This window comes from Larkinella harenae (assembly GCF_054780515.1).
The window spans coordinates 2,298,457-2,314,687 of the sequence record NZ_BAAGWE010000001.1 but is presented as its reverse complement, the minus strand read 5'-3'; the positions used below and the strand labels follow the sequence as shown (position 1 = coordinate 2,314,687).

General features: G+C 50.7%; 11 protein-coding genes. 2 read left to right on the top strand and 9 right to left on the bottom strand.

Annotated features, from left to right (window positions below):
• Positions 1-25: 25 nt before the first annotated feature.
• The 5 genes from acs to ACYVH9_RS09480 form a co-directional block, all read right to left on the bottom strand.
• Positions 26-1,936, bottom strand: coding sequence for an acetate--CoA ligase (gene acs, locus ACYVH9_RS09500; RefSeq protein ID WP_460636463.1), 1,911 nt, complete (start codon positions 1,934-1,936; stop codon positions 26-28).
• Between the two features lie 101 nt (positions 1,937-2,037).
• Positions 2,038-2,262 carry a DUF6814 family protein gene (locus ACYVH9_RS09495; protein ID WP_460636070.1) on the bottom strand — a complete coding sequence of 75 codons (225 nt, stop codon included), beginning with the start codon at positions 2,260-2,262 and terminating at the stop codon, positions 2,038-2,040.
• A 15-nt stretch (positions 2,263-2,277) separates the two neighbouring features.
• Positions 2,278-3,804, bottom strand: a complete 1,527-nt coding sequence (locus tag ACYVH9_RS09490) for an MFS transporter (RefSeq protein ID WP_460636069.1) — start codon at positions 3,802-3,804, stop codon at positions 2,278-2,280.
• Positions 3,805-3,961: 157 nt separating this feature from the next.
• Positions 3,962-4,651, bottom strand: a complete 690-nt coding sequence (locus ACYVH9_RS09485) for a carbonic anhydrase (protein WP_460636068.1) — start codon at positions 4,649-4,651, stop codon at positions 3,962-3,964.
• A complete protein-coding gene (locus ACYVH9_RS09480) occupies positions 4,617-6,233 on the bottom strand; it encodes a SulP family inorganic anion transporter (RefSeq protein ID WP_460636067.1) in 1,617 nt (538 codons plus the stop codon). Before ACYVH9_RS09480 ends, ACYVH9_RS09485 begins: the two co-directional genes overlap by 35 nt.
• A gap of 156 nt (positions 6,234-6,389) precedes the next feature.
• On the opposite strand from ACYVH9_RS09480, the gene ACYVH9_RS09475 reads away from it, so the two are divergent.
• The gene (locus ACYVH9_RS09475; protein ID WP_460636066.1) at positions 6,390-7,601 is read left to right on the top strand and encodes a THUMP-like domain-containing protein; all 1,212 of its coding nucleotides are present in this window, start codon (positions 6,390-6,392) and stop codon (positions 7,599-7,601) included.
• Positions 7,601-8,311, top strand: a complete 711-nt coding sequence (locus tag ACYVH9_RS09470; protein ID WP_460636065.1) for a zinc ribbon domain-containing protein — start codon at positions 7,601-7,603, stop codon at positions 8,309-8,311. Before ACYVH9_RS09475 ends, ACYVH9_RS09470 begins: the two co-directional genes overlap by 1 nt.
• Before the next feature lie 210 nt (positions 8,312-8,521).
• Here the strand turns inward: ACYVH9_RS09470 and ACYVH9_RS09465 are convergent, their stop codons facing one another.
• The 4 genes from ACYVH9_RS09465 to polA form a co-directional block, all read right to left on the bottom strand.
• Complete coding sequence (locus ACYVH9_RS09465; RefSeq protein ID WP_460636064.1) at positions 8,522-10,999, bottom strand: bifunctional UDP-N-acetylmuramoyl-tripeptide:D-alanyl-D-alanine ligase/alanine racemase; 2,478 nt, start codon at positions 10,997-10,999, stop codon at positions 8,522-8,524.
• Positions 11,000-11,068: 69 nt separating this feature from the next.
• A complete protein-coding gene (gene corA / locus ACYVH9_RS09460; RefSeq protein ID WP_460636063.1) occupies positions 11,069-12,148 on the bottom strand; it encodes a magnesium/cobalt transporter CorA in 1,080 nt (359 codons plus the stop codon).
• Between the two features lie 108 nt (positions 12,149-12,256).
• Positions 12,257-13,123 carry a universal stress protein gene (locus ACYVH9_RS09455; RefSeq protein WP_460636062.1) on the bottom strand — a complete coding sequence of 289 codons (867 nt, stop codon included), beginning with the start codon at positions 13,121-13,123 and terminating at the stop codon, positions 12,257-12,259.
• 89 nt (positions 13,124-13,212) lie between these two features.
• Positions 13,213-16,185, bottom strand: coding sequence for a DNA polymerase I (gene polA / locus ACYVH9_RS09450; RefSeq protein WP_460636061.1), 2,973 nt, complete (start codon positions 16,183-16,185; stop codon positions 13,213-13,215).
• Positions 16,186-16,231: the final 46 nt, after the last annotated feature.

Sequence of the window (16,231 nt, the reverse complement as noted above, 5' to 3'; positions counted from 1 at the left end):
AAATACCGGCTTTGAACGGAATTATTTATCCTTTCACGCTAATCAGCGCCCCGGCTTTGATTTCGTCAACCACGGCCGGATCGAGCAAGGTCGAAGTGTCGCCTAAGTTAGCCGTTTCTCCTTCGGCGATTTTACGCAGAATCCGGCGCATGATCTTGCCGGACCGCGTTTTGGGCAAGCCGCTGACAAACTGAATTTTATCGGGTTTGGCAATGGGGCCAATGATCCGGCTGACAGTCGCCAGGATATCCCGTTTCATCAGATCGCCATCTTCGTGCGATACCGTACTTTCGGCAATGACGTAGGCGTAGATACCCTGCCCTTTGATGTCGTGCGGATAGCCCACTACGGCGCTTTCAACCACGCCCGTGTGCATGTTGATGGCGTTTTCAACTTCGGCGGTACCGATGCGGTGTCCTGACACGTTCAATACGTCATCGACCCGGCCCGTGATGCGGTAATAACCATCTTCGTCGCGCAGACAGCCATCTCCCGTGAAGTACAATCCTTTGTAGGTACTGAAGTACGTCTGACGGCACCGCTCGTGGTCTCCGTAGGTAGTTCGCAAAATGCCCGGCCACGGAAACTTCATGCACAAATTGCCACTCACCCCGTTGCCTTCAATCTCCTGGCCGTTTTCGTCCACCAGCAGCGGCTGGATGCCCGGCAGCGGAAGGGTTGCGTACGTCGGTTTGGTTTTAGTCACTCCGGCAATGGGCGAAATCAGAATTCCGCCGGTTTCGGTCTGCCACCACGTATCGACAATGGGGCAACGGTTTTTACCGATGTTATCGTCGTACCAGTGCCAGGCTTCTTCGTTAATCGGTTCGCCCACCGAGCCCAGCACTTTGAGTGAGCTCAGGTCGTGGCTTTGCACTTTTTCGAGGCCAAAACCCATCAACGACCGAATGGCGGTCGGAGCCGTGTATAGAATATCAACTTTGTGTTTATCAACAATATCCCAGAACCGTCCGTGGTCTGGATAGGTCGGCACGCCTTCGAACAACAGCGACGTTGCTCCGCAGGCCAGTGGGCCGTAGACGATGTAGCTATGCCCGGTGATCCAGCCAATGTCGGCGGTACAGAAATGCACCTGCCCCGGCTCGTACTGGAACACATTCTGGAACGTATAGGCGGCATACACCATGTACCCCCCGCAGGTATGGACAACACCTTTCGGTTTGCCCGTTGAGCCGGATGTATACAGAATGAATAGCATATCTTCCGCATCCATTTCCTCGGCGGGGCAATCGGCAGTCACCTGCTTGAGTTCCTGCTCCATCCACACATCCCGACCTTTGATCATGGAAACTGGAGTGCGGGTACGGGTCAGAACCACCACTTTCTGTACACTGGGGCACTGAACCAGTGCATCGTCAACGGTTTCTTTCATCGGTATTTCCTTGCCTCCCCGGAAAGCTCCGTCCGATGTAATAACCAGGCGGCACTGCGCATCATTGATCCGGTCGGCAATGGAACGCGCCGAAAAACCGCCAAAAACCACGGAGTGAATCGCCCCGATGCGGGCGCAGGCCAGAACGGCAATCGCCAGTTCCGGCACCATGGGTAGGTAGATACACACGCGGTCACCTTTGCCAACGCCGTTGCGTTTCAGAACATTCGCCATCCGGCAAACCTGATCGTGCAACATCCGATACGTCAGCGTAACGCCTGCTTCGTGCGGATCGTTGGGTTCCCAGATAATCGCTGGTTGATCGCCCCGCTCAGCCAGATGCCGATCCAGGCAATTTTCCGTAATATTCAGTTTTCCACCGACAAACCATTCTATGGTAGGCTCCTCAAAATTCCACTGAAGTGCTTTTTTCCACGGTTTGCGCCATTGAAAATTCTGGGCAATTTCGGCCCAAAAACCTTCGGGATCTTCTACACTGTAGCGATATGCTTCCTGGTATTCGTCAAAGGTTCGGATTCGCAAATTCATAATATTCTAAATGCCATAGTTCAGGCTGCTAAACTACGATTATTTGCTTTATAGCGTCACAATGGGGCTATAATTAGGTCAAAAAATCAAGGTTATTATTCACTTTTATCGTATTCTCCCTGCCACGCATACCGTCCGAATAAGGCCAGTCCGGCGGTAATGGGCAAAAAAATAACGACGATCACAAGCCAGAAAACGTAGTCTTCCGTGTTGGCCGTTTCAGACGAAAGTTTCTGAATAGTGAGGTACGGCAACCCGATGATCAGGGCCACTCCAGCCAGCAGCCAAACCAGCCCCAGCACTTTTTTTAGCGAATTCATTTTTGGTAGGGGTTTTTAATCTTCAACGGTTTTGTACTGCTTTCTGTCGATGTATAAAACGCCGATGACGAAGCAAATCAACGCAATACCGATGGGGTACCACAGCCCGTGCAGATAGGCATCCGGCGAATCAGTCTTTTTGGCCGTTTCCACCAGACTGGTGGCAATAAAGGGCGTCAAACCGCCAAAAACGCCATTGCCAATGTGATAGGGCAGCGACATCGACGTGTACCGAATTCGGGTCGGAAACAGCTCAACGAGAAAGGCCGCAATGGGGCCGTATACCATCGTCACGTACAACACCTGCACCAGCACCAGCACTGTCATGAGCCAGAATGCTTCATCACCCAGGGTAACTTCTTTCGTCACGGTGGTAGAACCCGACCCGGGCTGGGGCTTTATTTCCCGGTAAACCGTGCCATCATCGTAGTAATAAACCGTGGCATTGGTAACCCGGAATTCTTTCGAGTCGCCGATTCGCTCCTGTTTGGTCTCAAGGCTCCGGCGGAATGTTTCCTCAAATTTCTGGTTTACATCCGCCAGACTGTACATGGCTTTGTAAATAGGACGGTACGTCAGAACCCCCAATAACATACCAGCCAACATGATATTCCGACGGCCAATCCGGTCGGAAAGTCCGCCAAAAATCACAAAAAAAGGCGTTGCGACCAGCAAGGCCAGGGCAATGATGTAGTTGGATTGCGCAAACTCGACGTTGCAGATTTTCTGGATAAACGACAAAGCATAAAATTGACCCGTGTACCAGATCACGCCCTGCCCGGCCGTAGCACCAAATAAGGCCAGCAGCACCATTTTCAGGTTGTCTTTCTTGCCAAAACTCTCTTTGAGTGGGTTGGATGAGATTTTACCTTCCTTCTTAATCTTCTGAAAAACCGGCGATTCCGACATCCGCAACCGGATGTAAATCGAAACCCCCACCAGAAACGCCGACAGCAGGAACGGCACCCGCCAGCCCCAGGTGCTGAAGGCATCGGTGCCCATCAGCTGCCGGGTCAGCAGAATGACGCCCAGCGACACAAACAAACCCAGCGTAGCGGTGGTCTGAATAAAGCTCGTAAAATATCCCCTTTTTCCATCGGGCGAATGTTCGGCAACGTACGTAGCGGCTCCCCCATATTCACCGCCCAGGGCCAGCCCCTGCACAAGCCGAAGCAGCAACACCAGCGCCGGGGCCAGCATGCCAATGGATTCGTAGCCCGGCACACAGCCAATTAGAAAGGTAGAACCGCCCATCAGCACGAGCGTCAGCAGAAAGGTATATTTTCGGCCCACCAGATCGCCCAACCGGCCAAAAACCAGTGCCCCAAACGGTCGCACGATGAAACCAGCCGCAAAGGTGGCCAGCGTAGACAGAAAACCAGCCGTTGGATTGTCTTTGGGAAAAAATTGGGCAGAAAGAATCGTAGCCAGGCTACCGAAGATGTAGAAGTCGTACCACTCGATGAGGGTACCAACCGAGGAAGCAGTAATGACCTGCCAGATTCCGCTGGTTTCGGCGGTGGCAGCTTGTTTGATGCGCATGTACTTATGTAGGGTTTTTGGAATACGCCATAAAAAAGCAACATAAACCGCTTTTTTCCTAAACCTTTACGGAGTTAAGAATGAAGAGTGATGAATTATGAGCTGGCTGATGCCTTACTAACTCTTCATTCATCACTCTTAACTCTTAACAATCAACTCATTGCTCCGGTAATAACCGGATATCGGTGGTCAGGGCTTTGGCCAAACCGCCTTCCGCGCCCAGCTCCCGGACAATGTCTGTCGCCGACTGATCTTCGGATGACAAATCGACGATCTCTTTTAGGCGGCCGTTTCGCAGATCAAATACCCAGCCATGCAGCCATAATTCCTGCTTACGGTTCCAGGCGTCTTGAATAACCGATGTATGGCCCAGGTTATAAACCTGTTCCCGCGTGCTCAGCTCCACCAACCGGTCGAAACGGTTATGATCGTCGGCAATACCGTTGAGTTCGTCGGCATACTTTCGTTTCACAATCTGAATGTTCTGCAACCAGTTATCGATCAAACCATAGCGTTTGTCGAGCAGGGCAGCTTTCACCCCTCCGCACTCGTAGTGTCCACAGACAATAATGTGACGCACTTTCAGCACCTCAACAGCGTATTGTAGAACGCTCAGCAAATTCAGATCCGACGAAATGACCTGATTGGCAATGTTGCGATGCACGAACATCTCGCCCGGGATGGTTCCCGTGATTTCCTCCGCCGACACCCGGCTGTCGGAGCAGCCGATCCACAGAAAATGCGGTTTCTGGTCGGCCGATAATGTATCAAAATAGTGCTCGTCCAGTTCCAGCTTGTCAAGCGCCCAGGCTTTATTCGCTAACAGTAACTTCTCGTGTGCGTGCATGGCTGCGTAAACTGCGTTTTTTGGGTGAAACATTCTTCAGCTCGTATTTGATATTCTGCGTCTGAGCCGTTTCCTGAAAATCCTGCAGGATGTTGTAGATGTCGTGGTCAATAAAGGACGCGTAAGTGCCATCCACCAGCACCTGGTCGCCCGGCTGCAGCTCGCGCAACGTTTGCTTCAACTGCGGTTTGACCAGGAAATACAAATCCTTCTGGATTTTAATCAATACCTTGTTGCCATCCCGAACGACCCGGTAAGCCGCCTGAAAATTGGTAAACAAGACAAACAAAATACCGACCACCAGGCCAATCCCGATCCCAATTAACAAATCGGTAAAAACAATGCCGAGGACCGTCACAATAAACGGAATGAATTGATAGATTCCTTCCTGATACGTTTTTCGGAAAATCTGAGGGTTTGCCAGCTTGTACCCCACTGTGATCAGCAAGGCCGCCAAGCACGACAACGGGATCAGGTTCAACAGTGGAGCAGCCAGAAAAACCGCCAGCAGCAGGAAAACCCCGTGCATAATGGAAGAAACCCGGGTTTTACTCCCCCCATATACGTTGGCCGATGTACGCACAATGACGGACGTTACCGGCAAACCGCCAATCAATCCGGAAAGCATGTTACCGATTCCCTGCGCCACCATCTCCTGATCCGGTGACGAAACCCGCTTTTCGGGATCAAGTTTGTCGGCGGCTTCCAGATTCAACAAGGTTTCCAGACTGGCCACAATCGCAATCGTGATCGCCGTAACGTACACTTTCGGGTTTGTCAGTGCCCCAAAATCCGGCAGGTAAAAAATGGAAAAAATGCCTTTTTCCGGTTCGATACTCGGAATCTGCACCATGTGCTGGTGGGCCGACGTTCCCAGATACCAGTCGGGTTTCGCTACTCGAAAAATCTCGTTCAAGCTGATTCCCAGAATAACGACAACCAGCGCACCCGGGAAGTTTTTGAAAAATCCGATGCCTTTTTTGGCCGCTTTTTCCCAGAAAAACAGCAGAAAGAACGACGCCAGGCTAATAATGACGGCTCCCGTACTGGCTGTAACAATGGCCCGATAAATTTCGGAAATCGTATTTTCGCCGTCGGCTAGTTGCTGAAATTCAAATTCCCCTTCGAAATCGTTGTCGCGGCCCAGCGCGTGCGGGATCTGTTTCAGAATAATAACCAACCCAATAGCGACGAGCAAACCGCGAATTACGCTGTCGGGAAAATAACCGCTAAATTTACCGGCCCGGAGCAGCCCCAGAATAAACTGGATAACACCGGCAATGACCACCGCTGTCAAAAAAACTTCGAAGGCGCCCAGGTTCTTGATGCTATCAGCAACAATAACCGCCAGACCCGCAGCCGGGCCACTTACACTGACATCGGACCCGGATAGAAAACCGATCACTAACCCGCCAATCATTCCGGCCACCAGGCCAGAAAATAAAGGAGCACCAGAGGCTAGAGCAATTCCTAAACAAAGAGGTAAGGCAACCAAGAACACCGACAACCCCGCTGGCAGATCCGACCTAAAGGTGGCGAGGGAATACGAAGATAAGGTCTTTAGAGGTCTAAAGATTTCCATGATTAATTAAATTAATTAAGCTTTGTGTGATAGAATGGGAACTACATGTTCTTAATGCAAAATCGCTAATTAAATTTTAATCTGTTTTTAATAATCGAATAATTCATATAATTTATAAAAACAATGATATTATTTAACGCTGATGAAATAGCATTTATGCAAGATCACCTAACCGATGATCCCCATACATTGCTGTTGCAGCACGCGGATTCGAAAACGTTACGTATAAAATTGGTAGTAGCTCAATTGCTTGCCCGTCAGAAGGCACGGCTTAAACTCCCCAGCTGGTATGCCAACTGGGAAGTCGTTTTTCCGCCCGCGCTGTCGGTTGAGCAGGCATCTTCTGAACGAACGGCGGCCTACAAGGCCTCTATTCTAGCGAATGAGACCCAAAAACCGACCCTTGTCATTGACCTTACTGGGGGCATGGGCATCGATGCGCTGGCGTTCGCGCGACAGGCGGAACGGGTTATTTACGTCGAACGACAACCGAACCTGGCCGAATTAGCCGCTACCAATTTACCCAGGCTAGGCGGCACCAACATCGAATTTCCAAGTCGGTACGGTGCTATCACGGAGGCCAGCCACTTTCTGGCTCAGTTCGATGGAACTGCCGATTGGCTATACCTCGATCCGGCCCGGCGCGACCAGCAGGGAGGCAAAGTGGTGCGGCTGGACGATTGCGAACCCAATATCATTGATTGGTACCACGCACCGGGTACGAACGGTTTTCGGCAAAAAACCGTGTCGATTCTTTTGAAAACGTCTCCGCTGATTGATACGGAAAACGTCATCCGGCAATTACCTGATGTAGCGGCCGTACACGTGGTGTCGGTGGATAACGAGTGCAAGGAGGTCTTGTTTGTTTTGAGGCCAGGCGATACTCCGGATATCGCCGTTACGACGGTTAACCTCCGGTCTACGGCACCAACTGAAATGGTTTCGTTCCGGCGATCCGACGAAAAAACCGTTCATATCGATTTTAGCGATCCGCTGCGTTACTTGTATGAACCGAATACGTCTTTATTGAAAGCAGGGGCCTTTCGGATCGTGGCCGACCGGTTTCAGGTATTCAAACTGGCCCCGAACAGCCATTTATACACCAGTGATCAGCTCATACCGGATTTTCCCGGGCGATCTTTTGAGGTACTTGGCCATTGCAAACCGGATCGAAAAGAAGTGCACGCTTTTTTGCCGGAAGCCAAAGCCAACCTAAGCGTTCGAAATTTTCCGGAAACCGCCGAAACACTGCGTAAAAAGCTGGGAATCAGAGAAGGTGGCGATCTGTATTTATTCGCCACCACACTTTTGGACAAGAAGAAACGTATTTTAATTACACGAAAACCATTTCATCCATCGTTACACTAATGAAAACGCAAGTATTTCGCTCGTTCTTACAAGTATTGTACAGCTCCTGCCTGGTCGGTATCCTAGCAACGGTTTCGCCCCTGCGGGCCCAAACGATCTCGTCAGCAACGGAAAAAGTTGATCAGATTTCGCTCGTTGGCCTTTCTGTGAACATTCCCATCGAAGGGAAATTTGTTGAGAAAGAATGGGAAGCGCTCGCCAAATCCTACGGAAAAGTAGCCGTGGGACGTAACGGGGTTTACAAGGTTCCGGCAGCTAATATTCCCGCTCTGTCGTCAGACCCGGTGAACGTAGCCAGCAAAGTTTCTACTGATCGGAATAAGGCCACTATTTTTCTGGCCGTTGACAAAGGAAATGCCGACTACGTCAAACCCGGCAGCGCCATGTACGGGCAGGTAGAAACCTTGCTGAAAGACTTTGCGGAGCGGACCCGGCTCAATTACGATATTAAACAGGCCGAGGATGCATTCAACGAAGCGCAGAAGAAACAGGATAAGCTGGTAAAACAGGGCGACAAGCTGGTCCGCGACATTGAGCGCAACAAAAAAGAGAAAGATACGCTGCTCAAGAAAATGGACGATAACACCCGTGAACTGGAGCAGTTACAGCGTGACACCGAAACGAACAAATCCGATCAGGAAAGTTCGGTGAAAGATTTTGAAACTAAAAAACTGGCCCTGGAAGCAGCCAGAGCCAAGTTACCAAAATAAGTACGTTGAGAAGGAAGGGATCAGATCGCGAAAAAAGCCCACATTTTTCAAACAGGACGAAACATCATCGATCTGTTGTCTAACCCCTTAAATCTTGAGAATGAGTTGGGTAAGCCCTGGGGGCTGCCTACTCGGAAGAACCCTGTGAGAGCGGTTTGTGGGGACAGATGAGGCCCGTCAGTCGGATTCCGGTTGGCGGGCTTTCTTTTGTCATTCCCGGAAAAACACCCGCTTGACCCGTTCGCTAACGCCGGTCAGAATTTCGTACGGAATGGTACCCATCCGGGCCGCCAGCTCGACAATCGGAATCTGAGCGCCAAACAACTCTACTTCGTCCCCTTCCCGCGCCGAGGTTTTCGTCACATCAACCATCGTCATATCCATACAGACACTGCCAACGGTTGGGCACAGCATCCCGTTCACCCACACCTGTCCAACACCGTTTCCCAGCCGCCGATCGTATCCGTCTGCGTAACCGATAGCGAGCGTAGCAATTCGTGCGTCATGCGTCAAAATGCCCCGGCGACTATACCCGACGGTTTCGCCCGCTTTGAGGTCTTTGATTTGACTAATTACCGTTTTCAACGTACCGACGGTTTGCACATGCTGGGTTTCCAGCTTGCTTGATTCCACCCCATAGAGCCCAATGCCGAGCCGAACCATGTCCAGTTTGAATTCGGGTAATCGTACGATGCCTGCCGAATTTAAGAGATGCCGCAACGGTCGATACCCCAACTGCTGCTCCAACTGGGCGGCCCCCGTCATAAACCGCCGGTATTGTTCGTGCGAAAAAGGTGTGTGCTCCGCTTCGTCGGAACCGACCAGGTGACTAAAAACCGAGGCAACCCGCAGCTGCGGATTGGCCTTTAGGGCTTCTGTCAGTGCCGGTATTTCCGATGGCAAAAAGCCGAGCCGATGCATGCCAGTATCGAGCTTCAGGTGAATGGATGGAAGGCTCGAAACCGTTTTCTGCATGCCCAGAAACTGTACCCATTCATCCAGAATCCGGAAACTGTAAATCTCTGGTTCCAGCTGATGATCAACTAATTGCTGAAAGGCCTGTGGCGTAGAATTCATGACCATAATGGGCAGTCGAATTCCATTTTCCCGCAGCGAAACCCCTTCATCGGCATACGCCACGGCCAGGTAATCGACCCGGTGAAATTGCAACAAAGCAGCCACTTCGGCGCTGCCGCTCCCGTACGCAAACGCCTTGACCATCGCCATGATTTTGGTTTGCGAACCGACTTTATTCCGATAAAAATTCAGGTTATTAGTAATCGCATCCAGGTTGATTTCCAACACCGTGCGGTGCGATTTCTGAATGAAACGATTGATGATGGTTTCAAACGAAAACCGCCGGGCCCCTTTTACCAGAATTACCGAATCCACGAATTGGTTTAAGCAACCGGATTCCAGCAGGGCACTTGTATCGGAAAAAAAACGGCTGTTTACCGTAAAACCAGCCTGATAACGGCCTATTTCCGGTCCAACGCCAATCAACTGCCCTACTCCCTTCTCGGCAATCAGCCGGGCAATGATTGGGTATAACTCATCCGGTTTCATACCCGTTTCGAGCAGGTCTGACAGCACCAGCACTTTTTGCCGCGATGCATCCTGCTGATTCAGAAAATCAAGCGCTATCGACAACCCAGCCAGGTCGTTATTATACGAATCGTCGATCAGCAGGTTGCGCTGAACACCTTCTTTCAATTCCAGACGCATGGATACGGGTCTTAAACGCGCAAAACGATCCTGCAGAACGGTTTCGTCCGTCACGCCCAGCACTAGTGAAGCCAGCAAAACGTGCGTCGCATTTTCGAGGGAGGCCAAGTCAGAAAACGGCAGGGTAACCTTGTATGGCTTTCCTTGCCACTCTACCTCGATTTGCGTCCCACCAGACCGTTGAAAATAAGAAACCACTACATCGGCGGGCCGATCAACGTCCCATCCAATCAGCCGGATGGCCGGATTGACGGCTTTTAGCAATAAATGGATTTCCTCATCAATTTCGGTGTACGACTTTCGGTAAATCAGCGTTTGAGCCTGCCGAAATAATCGTAATTTCTCCGCCACTTTCTGCTTCTTGCTCCTAAAACCTTCATCATGCGCCGAGCCAATATTGGTAAAAATCCCGACCGTTGGCCGGATAATCGACTGCAACGCCTGCATTTCATCTGGTTTCGACACCCCAGCCTCAAAAATACCCAGTGTGTGTTGCTCGTTCAGCGGCCAGACCGACAACGGAACCCCCAACTGTGAATTATAGCTTTTGGGGCTTTTCTGAATTCGAAAATCGGGAGCCAGCACCTGCGCCAGCCATTCCTTTATGATGGTTTTGCCATTGCTGCCGGTAATCCCAACAACGGGGATATCAAACTGGTTGCGGTGTTCGGCGGCCCACTCCTGCAACGTCCGTAAGCTGCTCCGTACTTCCCAGATTCGGGCGTCGGGCAATTGGGCCAGCTCATGCTGGAGCGCGGGCGTCAGGGCAGCGGTTTCAACCACAAACTGACGCACATTTTTACGGTACACTTCGGAGATAAATTGGTGGCCGTCATGGTGCTCGCCCTGGATGGCAAAAAAAACAGCTTGCGCCGGTCCGGCCTGCGTTGCTACACCCACCTGCCGGCTGTCCGTCAGCGGATATACATCCGTGGTATTGATATCAAAACCCTGAATTGTCATAGATAAGAAAAAATGGTGCACGGTTTTCAGCGTGTGAGCGTGAAGTTCACTGGAGCTAAAACCGTTCCCTTAAAACCACCTTCGGCGCCGAAAATAAATAATCATCAAAACCGTCAGAACGGCCATAACACCCCAAACGGCATAATAACCGTTTTGGGTATGTAGCTCCGGCATGTTGTCGAAGTTCATTCCGTAAACGCCGACGATGAACGTTAGCGGCATAAAAATAGCGGAAAAAATGGTCAGCGTTTTCATAACCGCGTTCATCCGGTTGCTGAGGGTCGAAAGATAGACGTCCAGCAGGCCCGTGGCGAGTTCACGGTAGGAATCAAGGCTGTCAAGAACCTGTATAACGTGATCGTACAGATCGCGTAAAAAAGGGATAGTCGAAGGACGAATCAGGTCGCTTTCTTCCAGCAACAGGCGATTAATCATCTCCCGAACGGGCCAGACCGACTTACGCATCAGCGTCAGTTCGCGCTTTAACGTATACAAACGGGTGAGCGTTTGCTGCCCCGCAACCTGCTGAATGATACTATTTTCGAGAATTTCGAGTTTTTCGCCAATATTGTCCAGTACCACAAAATAGTGATCGACCACCAAATCCATCAGGGCATACAGCAGGTAGTCCGGTCCGTTGCGCCGGGTTTTTCCGGCCGAGGCCTGAATGCGGTCCAGCACTGGCTGAAACAAATCGGCTTTTCGTTCTTCCTGAAACGAAACCAAGTAATTTTTACCGAGCACAAAACTCAGGTGTTCCGCTTCCAGCTCCTGAATTTCCGGCTTAAAATACAGCATTTTGAGCGTAGCGAACAGATAGGAGCCATCGTATTCTTCTACCTTCGGTTTTTGCTGCGAATTCATAACATCCTCGAGCAACAGCGGATGCAACTGGTACTGCTGCCCGATTCGCTCCACCACCGCAGGCTCGTGAATCCCGTCTACGTCCAGCCAGGAAACCAGGTTAGATTCTTCTTCGGGCTTTCGGCAATTAGCCAACCGTTTGATGGTTTCGACGGTATAACTGGCTTCGTTGTAGTCGATCCGACGAATGGTGGTTTTGTATTCAATCTCCTGACCCACGTAGATCAGAGACCCTGGCGATGCGCCGACTTTTTTTTCTGAATGCTTATACCGGCGTTTCGCCATCGTACCTACCACGGAATTTAGTCCGTATTAATTCGTAATACGGACTAAGTTAACCCATTCATCAATAAATAAGTAGTATTTTACCTAAACGGACCGCCGATGGCTGCCTCAGTAATTTTCCTTCGCGTGGTAAACCAGAACCGGAATATCGGAACTGAGGACCATGCGCTTGGTCAGACTGGGATTCAGCAACTTACTCAGAAAATCCCGCTCACGGGTGGCCATTACCAGCAAATCAACCTGATTGGACTGCATGTATTTGGTTAGTCCTTCAGCTACGTTATCCGCGCTAACAACGTCTTCCGTAAACCGATTCCGGCCAAATTCCAATTCTATCTGATCCAGAAACTGCCGGTCGTCGTAAACATTCGGCTGGTTCATGGCTTTGATTTTGACGAGCCGCAGGGCCGCCTGAAATTTCCGCGCCAATTCTACCACTGGACGCAAAATGTGGTTCTCATCAAATTCAAGTTGGGTAGCATAAGCGATTGTTGCCAACCGAACCGGATGGCTTTGGCCATGCTCCAACGTCGGTACCACTAATACCGGGCAGCTGGCCGTCATGGCGACATCAGCCGCCGAACTACCGGCCAGCCAATCAAAAAACGAATCAATATTGCTCCGGCCCATCACGATCAGATCGGGTTTCAGTTCCTCGGCCACCTCAACAATTTCACCGTCGATGGATCCGAAACGGCTTTCGATCCGGGTTTTAAATCCTTCACGCTCCAATTGATCGGCAATTTCCTGCAAATTCAGTTCACCCACATCCTCCATTTCCTGTGCAGCCAGAATGCCAGCGCCCACTTCGCCCGTGGGCAAAGTCGTATCCGGAATATAAGGCTGGGTTACGTGCGCCAGCACGAGTGTGGTTTCCGAACCTTCTTGAATGTATTGCTTGGCCAGGAATTTTGCCCAGGCAAGGGCCAGCTCCGAAGTGCCTGTAAAATCGGTAGGGACCAGAATATTTTTCATTGTTTGAGGGATTAGTGATTCTATATTAACAAAAAAACACGCTTTTCTTCCCAAAAAGCGTGTTAATTCTTTGTGATCAAGCGTACGGTTTAGTGAGCATCCAGCCAGTTGTTGCCCACGCCAATGCCCGTTTCCATCTTGACTGCCAGCGGAATCGCGTTGGCCATCAGTCGGGCCACATTCTCTTTCAGCACATCCAGCTCGTCTTTGTGCGCATCGAACACCAATTCGTCATGAACCGTCAGGATCATTCGTGATTTCAATCGATTCTCCCGAATAAACTCGTCGATTTTGATCATCGCGATCTTGATCATATCAGCTGCTGAACCCTGAATGGGGGCATTGATGGCGTTGCGTTCTGCAAAGCTTCGGTCGGTCATGTTCCGGGAGTTGATGTCTCGCAGATACCGGCGCCGACCCAGAATGGTTTCGGCATATTCACATTCCTTGGCTTTCTCGATAGCCTGATCCATGTATTGTTTGATGGCGGGAAAACCAGCAAAATATTCCTGAATAATCTCAGCCGCTTCCTTGCGCGGAATCCGCAGACGCCGGGATAACCCAAACGCCGAAATACCGTAGATTATCCCAAAGTTCACCATTTTGGCCTTCCGGCGCATATCTGAATCAACCTCGTCCAGTGGCACTTTAAACACCTTGCTGGCGGTCTGGGTATGAATATCGATGCCGTTGTTAAAGGCATCCAGCATGGTCTGATCTCCGCTGAAAGCGGCCATGATCCGCAATTCGATCTGCGAATAATCGGCCGACATAATCAGAAATTCATCACTGTGTGGCACAAACGCCTTCCGAATCTCGCGCCCACGGGGGGTTCGGATTGGAATGTTCTGCAAATTCGGATTCGTCGAACTTAGTCGCCCCGTGGCAGCCACCGCCTGATTGAATGAGGTGTGAATCCGACCGTCGCGCGGGCTGATCAGCAACGGAAGCGCATCGACGTAAGTATTTTTCAGCTTTACCAGTTCACGGTAATCCAAAATTTTCCGGGCAATTTCGTGGTCCGCTTCCAGTTCAGTCAATACCTCCTCGCCCGTTGCATACTGACCGGTTTTGGTCTTTTTAGCCTTATTGTCGAGTTTTAATTTATCAAACAGCACTTCCCCCAACTGCTTGGGGGAGCCAATATTGAACGGTCCACCCGCCAATTCGTACACTTCACTTTGCACCTGTCGGATATCGGTTTCCAGCGTAGCCGACAGTTCCTTTAAGGCATTTATATCAACCTTCACCCCGCCCAGTTCCATTTCGCTCAACACGCGCACCAGGGGCATTTCTACCTCGTCGAATAGCTTATTATGGCCATTTTGCTCCAAAACGGGCCCGAACTTCTCTTTCAGCTGCAGGGTAATGTCGGCATCTTCACCTGCATATTCCACCACTTTCTGGACTTCCACATCGCGCATCGACAACTGCTTTGGCCCCTTTTTACCAATTAATGATTCGATGGGCACGGGCTCATAATTCAGGTGCGTCATCGCCATGATGTCCATATTGTGCCGCTGCTCCGGCTCAATCAGGTAATGCGCCACCATCGTATCGAAGAGTTTACCCTGCACTTCGACCCCGTATTTTTTCAACATCAGCATATCATACTTGAGATTCTGGCCCACTTTAATAATGGCGGGATTCTCAAATACGCTGCGAAATTCTTCCACAATCGCCTGCGCAGCTTCCCGCTCAGCCGGAACGGGAACGTAAAAAGCTTCGCCCTTTCGGTACGCAAATGACAACCCGACCAGATCAGCCTCTACCGGATCCGTCGAAGTTGTTTCGGAATCGAAGCAAATCGTCTCCTGCTTGTTCAGGTAAAAAATCAGGCTTTTCCGTAATTCGACGGTATCAACCAAGCGGTAATCATGCACAACGGAATGGATCGTCCGGCGGGGTTCGTGCTCCCGCTCATCGGCTTCCGTTTCGGTCCAATCCGGCTGCATATCGGCCGTATTTGGCAAAACCGCTGGCCTTGCCCCACTTTCAAAAGCTGAAATGGCCGCGTTACGCGTTGATTGAGCGTCATCGATAAACGGCAGTTCAGCCGTTCCCGACGGTTTTTCGGCGCCGGGCAAAGCCGCCGGCGCCAAAACGGTATCCCCAAATAAATCCATCTGGCCCTTCGCAGCCGGTCGGGCTGAAGCCGGGAACGGATTAGGCTCCGCTTCGTCATCACCTACCAGCCGACGGCGCAATTGCCGGAATTCCAGTTCGTCGAGTAATACGGACAATTTGGGCTTGTCAGGCTCAGTATGTAAAAGGGCGTTTTCGTTAAAATCAAGCGGAACATCCAGGTGAATCGTTGCCAGCTGCTTTGAGAGTAGCCCCTGCTGGGCAAACTGCACTACGTTCTCCTTCAGCTTACCTTTCAACTGGCCTGCGTTGGCAATCAGATTTTCAACGGTTCCGAATTCGGCAATCAACTTCTGAGCGGTTTTTTCACCTACCCCCGGAATACCCGGAATGTTATCGACCGAATCGCCCATCAGGCCCAGCATATCGGTAACCTGACTGATTTCCTTGATCTGCCAACGCTCGAGCACTTCTTTCACGCCCAATTTTTCGGCACCTTTTCCCATAAAGGCCGGACGATACACGTAGATATGTTCTTCAACCAACTGGCCGTAATCCTTATCCGGCGTCATCATGAACACCTCAAAATCAGCCCTGGCCGCCCGTTTGGCCAAGGTTCCGATAATGTCGTCGGCTTCATAACCGTCCAGAATCAGAATCGGAATATTCATGGCTTCCACCAACCTTTTCACGTACGGAATGGCAATGCTGATGTCTTCCGGCATTGCCTGGCGGTTGGCTTTGTACTCCACAAAGGTTTCGTGCCGGAACGTTTTTTTACTGCTATCGAACGCAACCCCGATATGGGTCGGTTTTTCCTTCTGAAGAATTTCCAGCAGCGCATTGGTGAAACCAAAAACGCAACTGGTATTCAGCCCCCGCGAGGTAATGCGGGGGGCTTTGCTGAATGCAAAATGGGCGCGGTAAATCAACGCCATCGCATCCAGCAAAAAGAGCTTCTTTTGTGGTTTTGTCATTGAGAGAAGAATAACGGACTATACCGTCAAGAAACACAAATCCCGG